At 45.7% G+C, this 18618-nt stretch carries 16 protein-coding genes; 9 read left to right on the top strand and 7 right to left on the bottom strand.

Features of this window, described 5'->3' with window-relative positions:
• The first annotated feature begins 38 nt into the window (after nt 1-38).
• From folP to FG11_RS07945, 3 genes are all read left to right on the top strand, one after another.
• A complete protein-coding gene (gene folP / locus FG11_RS07955; RefSeq protein ID WP_442922041.1) occupies nt 39-863 on the top strand; it encodes a dihydropteroate synthase in 825 nt (274 codons plus the stop codon).
• Nucleotides 864-981: 118 nt separating this feature from the next.
• The gene (gene glmM, locus FG11_RS07950) at nt 982-2334 is read left to right on the top strand and encodes a phosphoglucosamine mutase (RefSeq protein ID WP_020182549.1); all 1353 of its coding nucleotides are present in this window, start codon (nt 982-984) and stop codon (nt 2332-2334) included.
• Nucleotides 2335-2454: 120 nt separating this feature from the next.
• Nucleotides 2455-2991, top strand: coding sequence for a phosphatase PAP2 family protein (locus tag FG11_RS07945; protein ID WP_025224675.1), 537 nt, complete (start codon nt 2455-2457; stop codon nt 2989-2991).
• 143 nt (nt 2992-3134) lie between these two features.
• Here FG11_RS07945 and FG11_RS07940 read toward each other — a convergent pair whose 3' ends face one another.
• Nucleotides 3135-3998, bottom strand: coding sequence for a zinc dependent phospholipase C family protein (locus tag FG11_RS07940; RefSeq protein WP_047534152.1), 864 nt, complete (start codon nt 3996-3998; stop codon nt 3135-3137).
• Nucleotides 3999-4146: 148 nt separating this feature from the next.
• Between FG11_RS07940 and FG11_RS07935 the strand changes: the two genes are divergently transcribed.
• A complete protein-coding gene (locus FG11_RS07935; RefSeq protein WP_047534150.1) occupies nt 4147-5352 on the top strand; it encodes a glycosyltransferase in 1206 nt (401 codons plus the stop codon).
• A 90-nt stretch (nt 5353-5442) separates the two neighbouring features.
• Here the strand turns inward: FG11_RS07935 and pstB are convergent, their stop codons facing one another.
• From pstB to FG11_RS07910, 5 genes are all read right to left on the bottom strand, one after another.
• Nucleotides 5443-6222 (bottom strand): phosphate ABC transporter ATP-binding protein PstB, encoded by a 780-nt coding sequence (gene pstB, locus FG11_RS07930; protein ID WP_020182545.1) that lies wholly within the window; start codon nt 6220-6222, stop codon nt 5443-5445.
• Between the two features lie 22 nt (nt 6223-6244).
• Nucleotides 6245-7195, bottom strand: coding sequence for a phosphate ABC transporter permease PstA (pstA, locus tag FG11_RS07925; RefSeq protein WP_020182544.1), 951 nt, complete (start codon nt 7193-7195; stop codon nt 6245-6247).
• Entirely contained in the window at nt 7195-8142 is a 948-nt protein-coding gene (gene pstC, locus FG11_RS07920) for a phosphate ABC transporter permease subunit PstC (RefSeq protein ID WP_020182543.1), read from the bottom strand. Before pstC ends, pstA begins: the two co-directional genes overlap by 1 nt.
• A 179-nt stretch (nt 8143-8321) precedes the next feature.
• Entirely contained in the window at nt 8322-9347 is a 1026-nt protein-coding gene (locus FG11_RS07915; RefSeq protein WP_047534148.1) for a PstS family phosphate ABC transporter substrate-binding protein, read from the bottom strand.
• Nucleotides 9348-9529: 182 nt separating this feature from the next.
• Nucleotides 9530-10528 (bottom strand): PstS family phosphate ABC transporter substrate-binding protein, encoded by a 999-nt coding sequence (locus FG11_RS07910; protein ID WP_020182541.1) that lies wholly within the window; start codon nt 10526-10528, stop codon nt 9530-9532.
• A 228-nt stretch (nt 10529-10756) separates the two neighbouring features.
• Here FG11_RS07910 and FG11_RS13815 point away from each other — a divergent pair, with 228 nt between their 5' ends.
• The 3 genes from FG11_RS13815 (at nt 10757) to prfB (ending at nt 12293) form a co-directional block, all read left to right on the top strand.
• Entirely contained in the window at nt 10757-10924 is a 168-nt protein-coding gene (locus tag FG11_RS13815) for a hypothetical protein (protein ID WP_442922052.1), read from the top strand.
• On the top strand, nt 10906-11025 hold the full coding sequence (locus tag FG11_RS13810) for an ArsC/Spx/MgsR family protein (RefSeq protein WP_442922038.1): 120 nt from the start codon (nt 10906-10908) through the stop codon (nt 11023-11025). Before FG11_RS13815 ends, FG11_RS13810 begins: the two co-directional genes overlap by 19 nt.
• 163 nt (nt 11026-11188) lie before the next feature.
• A protein-coding gene (prfB, locus tag FG11_RS07900; RefSeq protein WP_152604056.1) for a peptide chain release factor 2 occupies nt 11189-12293 on the top strand; the annotation gives its coding sequence in 2 pieces (ribosomal slippage) (nt 11189-11269 and nt 11271-12293; 1104 coding nt in all).
• A 12-nt stretch (nt 12294-12305) separates the two neighbouring features.
• On the opposite strand, the gene ppc is transcribed toward prfB, so the two are convergent.
• Nucleotides 12306-15083: a phosphoenolpyruvate carboxylase gene (ppc, locus tag FG11_RS07895; RefSeq protein ID WP_047534146.1), complete on the bottom strand. Its 2778-nt coding sequence runs from the start codon at nt 15081-15083 to the stop codon at nt 12306-12308.
• 261 nt (nt 15084-15344) lie between these two features.
• Between ppc and lysS the strand changes: the two genes are divergently transcribed.
• Complete coding sequence (gene lysS / locus FG11_RS07890; protein WP_052184984.1) at nt 15345-16895, top strand: lysine--tRNA ligase; 1551 nt, start codon at nt 15345-15347, stop codon at nt 16893-16895.
• Between the two features lie 181 nt (nt 16896-17076).
• Complete coding sequence (locus FG11_RS07885) at nt 17077-18480, top strand: porin (protein WP_020182536.1); 1404 nt, start codon at nt 17077-17079, stop codon at nt 18478-18480.
• Nucleotides 18481-18618: the final 138 nt, after the last annotated feature.

Raw genomic sequence — 18618 nt, 5'->3', positions numbered from 1 at the left:
GGGTTGGCTAAATGTAAATTTAGACCAACCCTTTTTTTATGATGATATTGCATTGTGCACAATTTGAATTAACACTCACTCGCCCTCACGTGATGGGCATCGTGAATGTCACGCCTGACTCTTTTTCAGACGGAGGGCATTTTGTACATACTTCAGCTGCGGTAGAGCACGCCTTTGCTTTGGTGGAGCAGGGTGCAGATATTCTAGATGTTGGTGGCGAATCCACACGACCAAATGCAACACCAGTAGCGTTGCAAGAAGAATTGGATCGTGTCATCCCGGTGATTGAAGTGTTGTCGCGACACGTCAAAGTGCCTATTTCGATTGATACTTATAAGCCTGCGGTGATGGTAGAAGCAATTCGTGCGGGCGCAAGTATTGTCAATGATGTACGTGCGTTACAAGAGCCAGGTGCCATGCAAGCTGTGGCCAGTAGCAAAGTAGGTGTGTGTTTAATGCATATGCAGGGCACGCCGCAAACCATGCAAATAGACCCGGTCTATACGCATGTGGTGGATGAAGTGAAATCGTTTTTGGCAGAACGCGCAGCCGCTTGTTTTGCGGCAGGGATAGCTAAAGAGCGGATTATGCTAGATCCGGGATTTGGCTTTGGTAAAACCAGAGCCCATAACATTCAGTTAATACAAGAGCTAGCAAGCTTGCAGGGTTTAGGCTACCCGTTATTGGTAGGGTTATCGCGGAAATCTGTGCTGGGGCAAGTAACCGGTCAGGATGTGGACGCGCGTTTGCATGCCAGTGTGGCTGCTGCAGTGATTTCTGCAATGAAGGGCGCAAACATCGTACGTGTGCATGATGTAAAAGCGACCGTGGAAGCACTCAAGGTCGTGACGGCGATTCTTTAAAAGCTAAGCTAGCGAAGCTTGATTGTTGGCTAGCGATTGGGGTGAGATATTTTGTGCTCGTCTGCTAGGTATACAAGCGGTAAAATATAACAATTACATAATGAATGAAGTCTCTAGGATGAGTAAACAGTATTTTGGAACAGATGGTATCCGTGGCAAAGTGGGGGAGTCTGTCATTACGCCGGATTTTGTCATGCGTTTGGGGTATGCCGCCGGTCGTGTATTAGCCAAGCGTGAAGCATTGCCTAAAGGCGTGCGCCCAGCTGTATTGATTGGTAAAGATACGCGTATCTCTGGCTATATGTTAGAGGCTGCCTTAGAGGCCGGGTTATCGGCAGCAGGCGTGGATGTGCTGCTCACAGGCCCTATGCCAACGCCAGCCGTCGCTTATTTAACACGTGCGTTACGCGCTCAAGCGGGGATTGTCATTTCAGCATCGCATAATCCTTATTACGACAACGGCATTAAATTCTTCTCTAGCCAAGGCGCTAAATTGCCAGATGACGTTGAGCATGCGATTGAGGCCGAGTTGGCACAGCCGATGCAAGTGATGGAGTCTGCACACTTAGGGAAAGCCAAACGCGTAGATGACGCAGCTGGCCGCTATGTCGAGTTTTGTAAAAGCACATTCCCAAATCATTTGGATTTGCGCGGATTAAAAATTGTGTTGGACTGTGCACATGGTGCGACCTATCATGTAGCGCCAGATGTATTTCACGAGTTGGGCGCAGAGGTGATTGCCATCGGTAATCACCCAGATGGCATCAATATCAATGAACAAGTGGGCTCCACACATCCACAAGCATTGCAAAAAGCCGTACTGGAACATCAAGCGGATTTGGGTATTGCATTTGATGGCGATGGTGACCGTGTGATGATGGTGGATCAGCATGGTGCTTTATTAGATGGTGACCAGTTGCTGTATGTGATTGCATTGGGGTTATACGCCAAAGGCAAACTCAAGGGCGGCGTGGCGGGTACCTTGATGACCAATTTAGCATTGGAACATGCGCTCAAACAACATCAAATCCCCTTTGCACGTGCCAAGGTGGGCGACCGTTATGTGCTTGAATTGCTCAACGAAAAAAATTGGAAGCTAGGCGGGGAGAACTCCGGCCATATTTTAACGCTGGATAAACATACCAGTGGTGACGCGATTATTGCAGCGCTACAAGTGTTGCAGTCATTGCGCGAGAGTGGCAAAACTTTAGCAGAGTTGGGTGCTGGCTTAACGTTGTACCCACAAGTGCTGATTAATGTAACCACTGCGCAAAAGCTTGATTTAAGTCACGCAGGTATTCAAGCCTCGGTCAGTGCGGCAGAAACTAAGCTCAATGGGACTGGTCGTGTACTGTTACGTGCATCTGGTACAGAGCCCAAAATACGTGTGATGGTAGAAGGCCAAGACCGTGTGCTAGTGCAGCAGTTGGCAGAAGATATTGCCGGAGAAGTTAAAAAAGCTGCAGCATAAACCTTGATAGAGAGCCCATGATGTAGCGTGGGCCTTCAAAAAAAGTTCATCTGTTTGTCATGCTTGCTTCATCGTGGGCTTGCATGATGACATCATCAATAAGAGTCATAAGGATTGATGATGAACAATACCATGCGTTTATATTTACATCGGATGCAGGCAATGGATAGCGCGCTGTGTGTAAGCGTGAGCCATACCAATCAATATCGCATTATTCGCGATGTCTTCCGCGCAGTGAGTCGTCTTGGCGATGGCGTGTTCTGGTATCTATTGATGGCCGCCATTATGCTGGTTGAGCAAGGCGAAGGGCTGAAGCCAGTGCTGCATATGATGGCCGCGGGCCTCACCGGTACCTTGGTCTACAAATGGTTAAAACTCAAAACACATCGCCCACGTCCATTTCAGGTACGACAAGATGTATGGGTAGTGGGCAAACCGCTGGATCATTTTAGTTTCCCTTCAGGCCACACTTTGCACGCTGTAGTGTTTGGCTTGATTGCTATCGCTTACTTTCCTGTGCTGGCATTCTTGCTGATCCCGTTTATGCTGATGGTGGCCATGTCACGCGTCATTCTAGGCTTACACTACCCAAGTGATGTATTAGCAGGCGCCATGATTGGTTACTTGATCGTACACTGCTCATTCTTGCTAGTGTAAGAAGCATAAGTGTAGCAAGCATATTTGGCGACTACCTATTCTAGGCAGTCGTTTTCCGTTTTGTGCGTTCTGGCTACAGAAACAAAGCCTTACTATTTTAATGTAGTGCCAGTACTCTGTAGGCTAAGCTAAGCTAAGGTAGGCTAGGCGTGCGGTGTGGTCAGTTGCTGCTGGTAATCTTGGTACACTTTCACCGCAGTCGTTAAACGTAATCTCGCCTCAATCAAACACTTCTCTCGCCACACCACCATCTCTGTCGCGCTCATGTGTGTCAGCTCTGCAAACAAGGCGGGCGTTTGCCCTTGCAATACGGGTTCAAACTGTTGCAAGGCCTCGTGCGTTTGCTGTAAGTAATATTCCAGCTTCAACACAAACTCATCGTCACGATGTCTAATGCGATGTAGGCAAAGCTGCGATAACTGACTAAAGCGTAACAACTTATCGGCCCAAGCTAGGCGGTTTAGCGCTTGATAGGCTTGCTGCGATGAGCACTGAAAGCCTTGGGCAATAAACGGTGCAATGGTGTCGATATGCCTTCTGAGTAGTTGGAACGGACGATATTGCAAGTGCTTACGGATATAGGCATCCATCGCCCATTCCGACGTCACGTGCGTGACAATCGATGCATTAAGCCACTTAGCTTCAAACGCAGGTACAAAGTGATTGTGCGCCACAATATCCACAAACAAATGGCTGGTATAGCCCACAGCAATAGCCAATTCTTCATCTGTGCTGGCAGACGTCAATAGCGTCTGCGCTTGTTGCCATTCATGGGTGGTTTTAAAGTGTTTTGAAATTAATGCGAGGTCTGGCAAACAAGCGCCTGCCATCACAAGTTGCGGAAACTTCTTAATGGCATTTTGTACTCTTGGGTCTAGTATCGGCGTGGCAAGCACTACGTATTGTGCAAAATAAATGTGGGTAAACAGGCCCCAAGCATTGGCATCCATTGCATAGATCAACAACGGAAACCCCCAGAGTACTTTAATCATTATTCTTTTCTGCATGCGTGCACTTTTACATGAGGAAATGAAGGTGCTGTGACACAAGCATGAACATTCTATGACGTTGTATAAGGTTTAATGTGATGTGTTCACATGGCTGTCATATTATGACGTTAGCATCAAAGGAGCTTAATTTAAAATAGATAACTACATGAATATATTACTGATTTCGGATGTTTATTTCCCACGCGTGAATGGTGTGTCGACCAGTATCAGAACGTTTGCTGCACAAATGCAGCAAATGGGCCATACCGTACATTTAATAGCACCGGATTACGGTGTAGAAACAACGGATGAGGCTTGGGTTACGCGTGTGCCATCACGTAGTATTTATTTTGACCCTGAAGATAAGCTGATGAAGTTTAGCCAGGTGAAAGCGCTGTTGCCGATTTTAAAGCAGCAGTCTTACGATATTTTGCATATTCATACACCTTTTGTTGCGCACTATGCAGGGTTGCAGCTGGCTAAAGCGCTCAATATTCCAGTGATAGAAACCTATCACACGTTTTTTGAGGATTATTTGCACCACTATTTGCCAGTGATTCCACAGTTCATGGCACGAGGTTTGGCCAGAATGATCTCAAAAAGCCAGTGCAATCAAATCGATGCATTGGTGTCGCCATCTCAGCCTATGTTAGATGTATTGCGAAGATACGGTGTACATACGCCATCGGAAGTGATTGCTACCGGCTTACAAGCCAATAGCTTTGCACCGGCGGATGGCATGGCATTTAGAGCAAAGCATGGCATCCCAACACAACGCCCTATGCTGTTGTATGTGGGGCGGGTCGCACATGAGAAAAATATCAGCTTTTTGTTAGAGGTTGTGCGTATCTTGGCCGATGAAGTGCCGGATATTCTATTGTTGATTACCGGGGAAGGGCCGGCAGAGGCTAGCTTAAAACAACAAGTGCATCAGCTAGGCATTCAAAAGTACGTACAGTTTTTAGGCTATTTGGATCGCAACACAGAGTTAAATGCATGCTATCAAGCGGCAGACATTTTTGTATTTGCATCTAAAAGTGAAACGCAGGGCTTGGTGTTGCTAGAGGCGATGGCACAAGCAACGCCCGTCGTTGCAATTGCAGAATTGGGCACTGCTTCGGTGTTGGTAGAAGACTTGGGTGCACGCATTGCACAAGAAAATGAGTTGGATTTTGTAGAGAAGATTCAGAGCTTGCTCATTAATGCACAGCAACGCGAGGCGTTGGGGTTACGTGGTAAAACGTATGCACAACAAAAATGGTCGGCCGCAGCACAGGCTGAGAAGCTGTTAGCACTGTATACCAATGTGGTGATACAGCGGCAACATGCACAGCAAAAAACGCCAGTGTTTTCTGCACCACAAACGGAGTAGGTTGTGATATTGGAGTGATGTATTGATGTATCACTCAAGCGCAAATAAAAAAGCCAGCAGATGCTGGCTTTTTTGTGGCTGCTTTAATGATTAACCAAATTTACCGGTAATGTAATCTTCAGTTTCTTTACGGCTAGGGTTGGTAAAAATCTTATCGGTATCGCCGTACTCAATCAATTCGCCCAAGTACATATAGGCAGTGTAGTCAGACACGCGCGCCGCTTGTTGCATATTGTGCGTCACTACTAGGATTGTCAGCTTGCCACGCAACTCGCTCATCAGTTCTTCAATATTGGCCGTTGCGATGGGGTCCAATGCAGACGTCGGTTCATCAAACAGCATAATCTCAGGATCTGTGGCCAATGCACGCGCAATACACAAGCGTTGTTGCTGACCGCCAGATAAGTTAAATGCCAAATCATGCAAACGGTCTTTGACCTCGTTCCACAATGCAGCGCCTTTTAACGCTTCTTCTACTTTGTCATCCATGATGCGTTTATTGCTCTCACCGCGTACGCGTAAACCATAGGCGACGTTTTCATAAATAGACTTAGGGAACGGATTAGGCTTTTGGAATACCATGCTGATACGCATACGTACTTCAATCGGGTCTACCCCTTGATCCAAAATGTTGGTGTTGTCTGGGTGCATGATAATTTGACCTTGGTATTTGTTGCCAGGGTATAAATCATGCATACGGTTAAAGCAGCGCAAAAATGTAGATTTGCCGCAACCGGAAGGACCAATCAGCGCGGTAATTTTGTTTTCGTACAGCGGCATGTTAATGCCTTTGAGTGCTTTGGTACCAGTGCTGTAGAAAAAGTTTAAATCGCGTGATTCGGCTTTAATAGGGGTAGTGACATTCACCATTGGGTTTCCTAAAGTTTCTAAATTACCACTTAATATTTTTACGAATTTTGTAACGTAACCAAATCGCCGTACCGTTCATCAATAATGTGACAACGATAATGATGGCGCCGGTAGCGGCTGCATTGATATGGAAAGCATGGTCCGGACGTGACAGCCAGTTGAACATTTGAATCGGCAGCACGGTAAAGCCAGAAGTGAGCCATTCAAAGTTTAAAAACGGTGGTTCGGTGCTGATCGGAGAAGGTGGCAAGAACGCAATAAAGGTCAATGCACCAATGGTAATGACCGGTGCAGTTTCGCCCAATGCGCGCGCCATGCCAATAATTACCCCAGTTAAAATACCGCCTTGTGAATATTTCAATACGTGGTCTTTCACTACTTGCCATTTGGTCGCACCGACTGCATAAGCAGCTTCGCGAATCGCCACAGGAATAGCACGAATCGATTCACGGGTAGACACAATCACGACTGGCAGAATCAGTAAACCTAAAGTAAGGCCGGCAGTTAAGATGCTTTGGCCTAAACCCAGACCATAGACAAACAAACCTAAAGCGAGCAAGCCATACACAATAGAAGGCACGCCTGCCAAGTTAGAGACGTTGATCTCGATTAAATCGGACAGCCAGCCTTTTTTTGCATATTCTTCCAAATATAAGCCTGCCGCTACGCCTAAAGGCACGGCAGTTAGAAAGGTGACGGTCATTACTAATAATGAGCCCACCCAAGCAGACAAAATACCTGCGCGTGCAGCACGGCGGGATGGGAACTCGCTAAAGAAACTCAGATTGAAACGTTGATAGCCATCCATGATGAGATCAATAAACAGCGTACACAATGTCAGCAGACCAATCATCAGTGCGATTAAACCAATGATGGAAAACAAAATATCATTGCGTTTATGACGCTTGATCATGGCGCGCACAGCGCCAATGTTTTCCAGCACGCTGGCTTGTTTTATTTGCGTATCATTCATTAGTAGTTCTCACGGAATTTTTTACGTACGACATGGCCTAGAATGTTAAAAGACAATGTCATTAACATGAGCACTAAGCCTGCTGCGAAAATACTTTGGTAACCAATACTGCCATGCGGTAAATCGCCTAAAGCGACTTGTACGATGTAGGCAGTAATAGTAGCGGCGCTATCCATCGGGTTAAAGGTCAGGTTTGGCTGTTGGCCTGCAGCTACCGCCACCACCATGGTTTCGCCCACAGCACGTGAGATACCTAAAATATAGGCAGCGATAATGCCGGAGATAGCGGCCGGTGTGACCACTTTTACAGCCGTTTGAAAACGGGTTGCACCCATGGCATAACTGCCTTCACGCATGCTCATTGGCACTGCGCGCATGGCGTCTTCGGCAACGGAAGAGATGTAAGGGATGATCATGATGCCCATGACGATACCTGGGCCCAACATATTAAAACCGGGTAAATCTGGGAATATTTTTTGTAGAAGTGGCGTAACAAACAACAATGCAAAGTAACCAAATACTACGGTTGGTACACCTACCAGTAGCTCAAGAATCGGCTTGACCGTTTCACGCACGCGATGACTGGCAAACTCAGAAAGATAAATAGCGCCAACAGTACCAATTGGAATGGCTACACACAATGCAATGGCTGAGGTAGTGAGTGTGCCAGAGACCAAAGGCATGATGCCGTAATGCGCATCTTCAAACAGCGGTGTCCATTGTGTATCGGTCAAAAAGTCTTTGAGTGAGACGACTTTAAAGAAGGTGAGTGACTCGTATAGCAGCACCGCAACAATCGCAAAAGTGGTCAACACTGCAGATAGCGCAGCAAGCATCAAAATGAACTCGATGATACGTTCGCGTACGTTCCGTTTAATGTTTTTGGCTAAACGCGGGCTAATGGTTTGCATCATAGTTGTGCTGAGAGTTTGAGCGGAAGCCGACATTATATATTTCTATTTTTAAAGTTAACACGATTGTAATAAAGAAATGTGACAAAAATAAGTCAAATTGCTTTTTACATATGACACTTGGATAAGATAACGCTTGTTTTACGGCGTCTATAAACAATAAAGGCAGCTAAGAAAGCTGCCTTGTAAGTCGAGAGATACTGAAGTGCGTACTATTACTGAATACGCTTGAGTAAATCTTCGATTTTAATGCCAACCTCTGGCTTACCGCCAAAGCCGGTGCCAGTTTTCAGTGCCGCCCAATGCGCTTGTACCGCCTGCATGTCTTTTTCTGGCAAGGGGATAAATTTAACCTCTTCGATCAATGCCGTCGCATCACGTAAGTAAGCGTCTACAAATGCTTTTACTTCTGGTTTTTCTTTCGCGGATTTTGCGCTCACGTAAATAAACAATGGCCGTGATAGTGGTTGGTAGGTACCGTCCATGACACTTTGTTTACTTGGCAATACTGCAGCAGATTTTTCATCCAAGGCGATAGGCACTGCTTTGATTTTATCTTGATTTTCCTCGTAGTAAGCATAGCCAAAATAGCCTAGGCCACCTTTGTCATTAATCACGCCTTGTACCAGTACATTGTCATCTTCTGATGCAGTGAAATCACCACGGCTGGATTTTGCTTTACCCACAATCGCTTCGGTAAAGTAATCGAAAGTGCCGGAATCCGAGCCTGCACCAAATAGCTTGAGCGCAGTGTCTGGCCAAGCTGGGTTGACCTGTTGCCAAGTGGTAATGGTTTGTTGTGCTTCCGGCGCCCACATTTTCTTCAACTCAGCCACGGTGATGCTTTTGATAAAATCGTTTTTAGGATTCACCACCACAGTCAATGCGTCAAATGCAATCGGCAACTCAATAAATTCAATACCAGCAGCTTTGCAGGCCGCCATCTCTTTTTCAAGAATAGGGCGAGAGGCGTTTTGCACATCGGTTTCACCTCGACAGAATTTTTTAAAGCCACCGCCTGTGCCAGAAATACCGACCGTCACATGGGTCTTGGTCTCAATTTGAAATTCTTCCGATACGGCCTCGGTGATTGGGAACACCGTGCTGGAACCATCAATCTTCACGATGGCATTTTTGTTGTTTCCAGAAGCGGCGTTGTCTTTGGAAGGGGAGCAGGCGACTAGGCATGCGGTCATTGCGAGTAATGAGATGAACAGTAAACGCTTGTATACAAAAGTCATGGATTAAACCTAACAATAGAGACAATGAGTAGGTCATTGATGCATCAATGACCAAAATGTTACAGCCGCAATTTTATGATAATTCAGGTGTTTGGTCAGTAACTATCTTGACAGAGATCAATTGAACGGAAAATAAAAAACGACACCGAAGTGTCGTTTTTAAGTAGTACTAGCTAGCGCGATTATTTAATACGTGCGAGTAAGTCTTCGATTTTTACACCGATTTCTGGTGTGCCATCAAAGCCCGTACCTGGTTTGAGTGATTTCCAGTGTTTGGTCACCGCTGCGTACTCATTGGCTGGTAACGGAATATATTGAACTTCTTTTACCAATGTAGGTGCGTTTTGTAGGTAGAAGTCAATAAACGCTTTCACTTCTGGTTTAAACGCAGCTGCAGTGGCATTTACGTAAATAAACAATGGGCGAGAAAGTGGTTGGTAGCTACCGTCTTTTACGCTTTCAACAGAAGGCATCACAGCTGGCGCGCCTTTTTTAGCTACGATAGGCACTGCTTTGAGCTTGTCTTGGTTTTCTTCAAAGTAAGCAAAGCCAAAGTAACCTAAGCCGCCTTTGTCGCTGTTCACGCCTTGTACCAATACATTGTCATCTTCTGATGCAGTGTAATCGCCACGGCTAGATTTTGCTTTGCCTACAATCGCTTCGGTAAAGTAGTCAAATGTACCTGAATCTGAACCTGCACCAAATAATTTAAGTGGCGTATCTGGGAAAGTTGCGTTCACTTGCTTCCAAGTTTTTACTTTACCTTGTGCTGCCGGTTCCCACATTTTTTTCAACTCTTCAACACTCAATGATTTAACGAAATCATTGTTTTTGTTGATCACCACGGTTAAGCCATCGTAAGCAACAGGTAGTTCAATGTATTGAATACCCGCTTCTTTACACGCGTCCATTTCTTTTTTCAAGATAGGGCGTGATGCGTTTTGTACATCGGTTTCACCACGGCAAAACTTTTTAAAGCCACCGCCAGTACCAGAAATACCGACCGTTACTTTGACTTTCTTTTCATTTTGATAGTCTTCCGCTACCGCTTCGGTAATTGGATAAACTGTGCTTGAGCCGTCAATTTTAATGATTTTTTCTGCGGCTTGAATAGGTTGAATATTGAATGCTGCAGTGACTAAGGCAGCAACGCTTAATGATTTAACAAACAGTGTTTGCATTAAAATCTCTCCGAATTAAAATGAATTACATCTTGTTTAACTATGCTCGATCTTGCTAAAGCAGATTCAATCGAATGTAAGTTGGAGAGAGTGTATGAAATATTTGTGACAGCAATATGACAATATTTGCGGGACTATTTTGAATGCCTTTTGAGCCGAATACGTACTTTGCAAACTGTAAAAATCTACCATAATCCAGCGTGTGGCACATCGCGAAACACGTTGCGAATGATTCGTGCCAGTGGCGTTGAGCCAGAAGTGATTGAGTATCTGAAAAAACCGCCTGACCGCGAGACTCAGTGCGCTTTACTGGCTGCTATGAATATCAGCCCTAGACAATTGTTGAGGGGAAGGGTACGCCCTATCAAGAACTGGGTTTGGCAGATGCCAGCTTAAATGATGAGGCTTTGATAGACGCCATGCTGGCACACCCTACTCTCATCAACCGCCCCATTGTCGTCACTAGCAAGGGCACGCGCTTGTGTCGATCTTCTTAGTTGGTATTGGCGATATTGGAAAATCCCAATATTGGCACGTTTACCAAAGAAGATGGCGAAGTTATCCAAACCTAAAGCACCCAACTCTATAGCACTTAGCACGCATGCAACGTGCATTCGGCGCTTCCTGTATAATCGCGGTTTTACTTAAATTGCTAGACCTATGGAAGCCGAACAACTCAACCAGATTGCCAACCGTTTAAATGATTTAAACGCTCGTAACCTTGCCCTTCGGGGGTATCTTTGACTTTGAAACAAAGTCACAGCGCCTAGAAGAGGTCAACGGTTTATTAGAAGATCCGAAAGTTTGGGATGACGCGCAAAAAGCGCAAAAACTAGGGAAAGAAAAGCGCGAACTAGAGCTGGTAGTCAATACGCTCAATAGCGTGGAGCAAGGCATTCAGGATAGCCGCGATTTGTTTGATATGGCGCGTGAAGAAAATGATGACGAGACGCTGCTCAGCGTAGATGCAGACTCGTTAGCAGTGGAGCAACGTATTGCGGAGATGGAGTTCCGCCGCATGTTTTCTGGCCCCATGGATGCTAATAATTGCTTTATTGAGTTTCAATCAGGTTCCGGCGGTACCGAGGCGCAAGATTGGGCTGCGATGTTACTGCGTATGTATTTGCGTTATTGCGAACGCAAAGGTTTTAAAGTGGAAGTGCTGGAAGAGTCAGAAGGCGATGTGGCAGGCATTAAAGGCGCATCTATTAAAGTCTCTGGCGATTATGCTTACGGCACCTTGCGTACCGAAAATGGCGTGCATCGCTTAGTGCGTAAATCTCCATTTGACTCAAACGCCAAGCGCCATACCAGTTTTGCCAGCGTGCAAATATTCCCAGAAGTCGATGATTCGATCGAGATCGATATCAACCCTGCCGATTTGCGCATTGATACCTATCGTGCCAGTGGTGCCGGTGGCCAGCACATCAATAAGACAGACTCTGCAGTCCGTATCACGCATTTGCCGACCAACACGGTAGTGCAATGTCAGAATGACCGTTCACAGCATCGCAACCGCGAAGAGGCGATGAATATGCTGAAAGGTGCTTTGTATAACTTGGAGTTAAACAAACGTAACGAAGAGAAACAGGCGCTGGAAGACGCTAAAACTGACATCGGCTGGGGACATCAAATTAGAAGTTATGTGTTAGACCAAGGTCGTATTAAAGATTTGCGAACCAATGTTGAGATTGGCAATACGCAAGGCGTACTGGATGGCGACCTAGACCCCTTTATACAAGTGAGTTTGAAGCAGGGCGTTTAACACTAACCTGTCTTAGCCTGTATTTCTTAAGCCTGCTGCAATGCCATTAATGGTGAGGTGGATAGAGAGCTTGAGCTTCTCATCCGTGTCGCCTTGACGATGGCGCTGAATCATTTCCACCTGTAGATGATTGAGTGGATCTAAGTAAGGCAGACGGTTGCGAATAGAGTTAGCCAAGGTGGGATTGCTACTCAAACGCTCAGTGGTACCTTGTAGCAAATTCACCGCATCTGTGGTCAGCTGATATTCATGTGCTATCCGGCTAAAAATACTTTCACGTAATGCTTTATCCTCTACCAGATGCGCGTAATGTCTGGCCACCACCAAATCAGTTTTGGCCAGCACCATGTCTACATTGGCAATCAGGGTTTTAAACAGCGGCCAATAGGTCAACATCTCTTTCAGCGTTTGAATGCGCGTTTCTTGTCCAGATTCATCGCTATGAATGTATTGGTGAATAGCACTGCCCAAGCCAAACCAGCCCGGTAATAGTAACCGACATTGCCCCCAAGAGAAGCCCCATGGAATTGCGCGTAAGTCTTCAATTCTGCGGGTAGATTTACGCGCGGCAGGACGGCTACCCAGATTCAGCTCGGCAATTTCAGAAATCGGTGTTGCTGCAAAAAAATAGTCGGCAAAACCAGGGGTTTCGTACACTAGGCTGCGGTAGCTGGTCATGGCGGTGGTGGATAGCGCTTCCATCACACCCTCAAACGCACGCCTTTTCTGTACCTCTAAATCATCTAGCGGAAACAAGCTCGCATCAATGGTGGCGGCAATTAAGGTTTCTAAATGTTGTCTGCCCACCTTAGGGTCTGCATATTTATTGGCAATGATTTCACCTTGCTCGGTCAGTCGAATTTGCCCATCCACCGTGCCATGTGGCTGTGCCATGATGGCTTGATAAGTTGGACCGCCACCGCGACCAACAGTGCCGCCGCGTCCATGGAACAGACGGAGCTTAATCTTGGCTTGGCTGAATAGTTCGACTAAGGAAATCTCAGCTTTGTAGAGCTCCCAGTTAGAAGTTAAGAAGCCACCGTCTTTGTTGCTGTCAGAATAACCCAGCATGATTTCTTGTTCGTTGCCTTGATAACGCAATACATGGCGTATGCCCAGCAAACTGAGCCATTGTCCCATAATGAGTGGTGCATGACGCAAGTCGGCAATGGTTTCAAATAGCGGCACAATATTTAAATCTACTTGAATCTTTTGTGAGCCCCAAATGCCACGCAGCATGCCGCTCTCTTTTTGTAATAGTGCTACTTCTAGTAAATCAGAAAGTGTTTCTGTATGCGAAATAATGTATTGGCGGATGGCGCGCTGACCGTAGCGTTTGCGAATCTCGCGGGCTTGGTTCAATACACCAATTTCGGTGTGCACCAATTCTGAGTATTGTTGAAATGCTGAAAACAGCAAGCGTGGCTGCTTCAGCTCATCTAACAGTGTTTTGACTTTTTCGTCTTCAGTCAGCTCATCGTAATTAAAGTCATAGCCGGCTTTATGAAACAACTCTTTAATCACGGCCTCATGCACGTCAGAAGACTGGCGGATATCAATGGTCGCTAAATGAAAGCCGAAAGTTTCAATGGCTTTGGTCATTTTGCCTAAACGAGCATAGACCAACTTTTCGCCTTTGTTGGCTTTCAGAGAGTTCGTCAGTATCGCCAGCTCCGCCAATAGTGCATAGGCATCTGGGTAAGGTGCAACATTGGTGGGTACGTCCTTAAATTCTACCTGCGGTGCTAGCTGCTGAGCGGTGACCAATAGTTTGTCAAATATGCCATTGATCGCCAATCGGTAAGGCTCATCCAGACGATGCGGTGATTGGTCCCGTGAACGGACGGCCAGTGCCTGTACGGCCTCGTCAATGTTAATCAAGCGAGATGAAATGGCAAGTTCACGTCGCAGCGCATCAAATTCTTTGACGTAGTGTTTAAACACCGCCGCCGTTTGTAAATGGATGGCTTGGAGCAGCGTGGTGCCATTGACAAAAGGATTGCCGTCACGGTCGCCGCCAATCCAGCTGCCCATGTTGAGAAAGCTAGGCAAGGTGTAATTGGTATCGGTATCTGATTTGTAGAGTGTATTTAATTCACGTTCCAAATCTTGCAGTATTTCAGGAATCACCTTGAGAAAAGTGGTCTCGTAATAGCTCAGCGCATTCTCAATTTCGTTGACCACAGTGAGTTTAGAAAAGCGCAGGATTCTAGTTTGCCAGAGCGAGCAAATAGCGCCTTCTATCAATAAATGGTTCCGTTCTAACTCTTTCTTTGAGAGTAGTGAGCCACGTTCGGCCAGCAAAAATGCCAATGTGTGCTCAATATCTAAAATGCTTTTACGTTGCACCTCGGTCGGGTGTGCCGTTAACACTGGCGAAACCAGCGCATCTTTAAAAAATGTATCAATGGTGTCAAACGGGAGTTGGTGTTGGGTAATTTTATCCACGGAATGTGCCAACATGCCCGGGCTTAGGTTGTCTTCATTCAGGCGAGTCAGTTGCTGGGTGTATAGATCCTCTGCAATATTCACCAAATGTTTAAAGTAGCTAAATGCACGCACCACGCAAATGGTTTGCTCGGGCGTCAGGTCTTTCAGGTATTTTTCTAATTGCAGCGAGGCGTACTGGTCATTTTCACGATGAAACTTCACTGCGGACTTACGAATGTTCTCAATTAAATCAAACTTATCTTCGCCTTCTTTCTGCATAATCACTTGGCCGAGTACACGCCCAAGATAGCGAATGTTTTCTTTGAGTTGCTGGTTTTGTTTTGTGAACAGGTTAGTCATAACATTGCACGGAATAAGCGTAATGCTTATTACTAAGCAACAACTGCACCAATCAATTTACATTCTATAAATCAATCATTTACATATTTAATGGGCATGAAAAATCCATTGGTTTGCCCCAGCAATAGCAACATTGCACATTTATAGTGCCGCATGGCTAAGTCGCATTGGTCGTACGCAATAAAAAGCAATCAATGTTAGAATACGCGCTTATTTGCGCCAAGTTTAACGCGCTAACCTAAACAGTGTTGAGACCCTTTCATGAGTGAACCAGTAACTTCTGACGAAAACAAAATGCCGCTAGTTGAAAGCAATTTAGCAGATGAAAATCATGTGATTGCCGAGCGTCGCGAAAAATTAAAAACCATGCGCAGTGAAGCGCAGGCGAGCCAAACAGCGGTGTTCCCCAATGATTTCAAGCCTCAACACAAAGCCAATCAGTTGCATGCGCAGTACGATAGCTTTGATAAAGAAACGTTGGACCCGCAAGCTATTCCAGCCACTGTCGCTGGCAGAATGATGCTCAAACGTGTGATGGGTAAAGCCAGCTTTGCTACTATTCAAGATGCTACCGGCCGTATTCAATTGTATGTAGCACGTGATGATGTTGGTGAGGAGTTATACGAGCGCTTTAAACATTGGGATTTAGGCGACATCATGGGGGCTACTGGTCGTTTGTTTAAGACCAAAACAGGCGAGCTTTCCATTCACGTGACAGCGATTCAACTGCTCACTAAATCTTTGCGTCCGCTACCAGAGAAGTTTCATGGCTTGCAAGATCAGGAAATCAAGTACCGCCAGCGCTATGTGGATTTGATTACCAGCGAAGAAACGCGTGAGACATTTAAAGCGCGTAGCAAAGTGGTGTCTGCTATTCGCAACTTTATGATTCAAAACGAGTTTTTAGAAGTAGAAACACCGATGTTGCATCCGATTCCCGGCGGCGCGTCGGCTAAGCCTTTTATTACGCATCACAACGCGTTGGACATGCAAATGTTTATGCGTATTGCGCCTGAGTTGTATTTAAAACGTTTAGTGGTGGGTGGGTTTGAGCGCGTATTTGAAATCAACCGTAACTTCCGTAATGAAGGCTTAAGCGTCCGCCATAATCCAGAATTCACCATGATGGAGTTTTACGCAGCGTATACCGACTATCAATGGTTGATGGACTTTACCGAGCAATGTATTCGCGCTGCGGCCATTGCGGCACGCGGTACAGCGGTATTAAGCTATGACGGCAAAGAGGTCGATTTAAGCAAGCCGTTTGAGCGTTTGACCATCGTCGGCGCGATTCAAAAATATGCACCGCAATACTCGCTAGAGCAATTAAATGACACAGCGTTTTTACGCGCGGAAATATTAAAACACGGTACAAAACCGTTTGACCATGCCGGTTTGGGCGCGCTGCAATTAGCATTGTTTGAAGAAACCGCGGAAAGCCAATTGTGGCAGCCGACGTATATTATTGACTACCCGGTAGAAGTATCGCCACTGGCAAGGGCCTCAGATAAAAATCCAGACATTACCGAGCGTTTTGAGCTATTTATTACTGGGCGCGAAATGGCCAATGGCTTTAGCGAGTTGAATGATGCGGAAGACCAAGCAGCACGTTTCCATGCGCAGATGAAAGCAAAAGAAGCCGGAGATGCAGAAGCCATGTATTACGATGCGGACTTTATTCGTGCCTTGGAATATGGCATGCCACCTACGGGGGGCTGTGGTATTGGCATAGACCGCTTAGTCATGCTGATTACCGATAGCCCAAGTATTCGCGATGTGATTTTATTCCCGCATATGCGCGCAGAAAGTTAAGCAATCCCTTAATTTTTTGACTGCGTAGTAAGAACAAAAGCCGATGCATCATAGTGCATCGGCTTTTTTGTTGTAAATGTGCAAAACTAGTCCGTTGATTAGCTCTTTGTCATCAATTTGTCATATTGCCCCCTCAAAATGCGTTCATCAAAAATTGATCGTTAATCAGAGGGGAATCTGAATGAATTTGAAGTTACGCGGCATGGTAGCAATCGCGCTGGCAAGTACATCGTTGATGAGCGTGAATGCGCTTGCTGACTCCACTAGTGACTTAGTACAAGCCTTGGTGAGTAAAGGCGTCTTGACGGAAGAGGAAGGCGCTTTATTAACCAAAGGCCGTGCTGAAGAGATGAGTGTCCAAAAAACAAAAGAAAAGAAAAACTGGACTAGTCATGTGAATATTCGCGGTTATGTACAAACACGCGCGACCAAAATGCTGGGCGGTGATGAAGGTGTTAACTTATGGTCAGACCGCTCTGTGGGGGATGACCGCTCATTAGGTGGTGCAGATAAAAACTTACTGATCCGTCGTGCGCGCGTGATTATCTATGGCGATTATGGCGATCACTTAAGTTACTATATTCAGCCAGACCTTGCCAGCAGCCCACAGGGTGCGTCAGGTGGCGGTTTCAATTATGCACAATTGCGTGACGCATACGGCGATATTAATATTGATGCAACTAAAGTGCACCGTGTCCGTGTTGGTCAATCCAAAGTGCCTTTCGGTTTTGAAAACTTACAATCAAGTTCAAACCGTTTAACACCAGACCGTAACGATGCATTGAACAGTGCGGTCAAAGATGAGCGTGACTTGGGTGTGTTCTACTACTATACCCCGCAAAACATTCAAGCCTTGTTTGAAGAAATTGGCAAACAAGGACTTAAACACTCAGGCAACTACGGTATGTTGGGTGGTGGTTTCTACAATGGTCAAGGTGCTAACGCGCGTGATACCAATGATAACTACCACTTTGTAGCACGTGCCACTTATCCTTGGAAAACGGAATCTGGTCAGATTTATGAAGCAAGTATTCAGGGCTACCATGGTCAGTATGTACCATCGACTGGTACTTATAACAGAAATGCGATTGGTGCTACATCTGGAAGTACGCCAACCATTGAAGGTGGTGCGGCTGGTAGATACCGCAACGGCTTTACGGATGAGCGTGTAGGCGTGAGCTTTATCATGTATCCACAACCATTTGGTTTACAAGCCGAATGGAACTGGGGTAAAACACCAGGCTTAGATATTACGCAAAACCGAATTGAAGAAAAGAGTCTCAATGGTGGTTATGTGATGGCGATGTATAAAATTGATAACTGGAATAACTGGGGTACGTTTATTCCTTTTGTTAAATGGCAATACTTTGATGGCTTTAACAAAGCTGAGACCAATGCACCTGAAAACCATGTGAATGATTGGGAAGCTGGCGTTGAGTGGCAAATTGCACCAGAAGTTGAAATTAGTGCTGAATACCACAAAATGAAACGTACGAATCTTGTGAACGGTAACACTGCCAATAGAAAAGATTACGAAACGTTTGATGCTGATGCATTACGTGTGCAGTTGCAATATAACTTCTAAGCAAATTTAAATAGTTGTATCTCTTCAAGGCCGCTACATAGCGGCCTTTTTTATGCGTATTGGCAATTCATACCCATGCACCAATTCAGCATTTACCTTGCACTGAAAATGTGCATAACTGCTTGATTCAATACTTAA

Source organism: Methylotenera sp. N17 (assembly GCF_000799155.1).
Classification (GTDB): Bacteria; Pseudomonadota; Gammaproteobacteria; order Burkholderiales; family Methylophilaceae; genus Methylophilus.
Note: the sequence above shows the minus strand (reverse complement) of the source record. Positions and strands in the feature narration are given on the sequence as shown.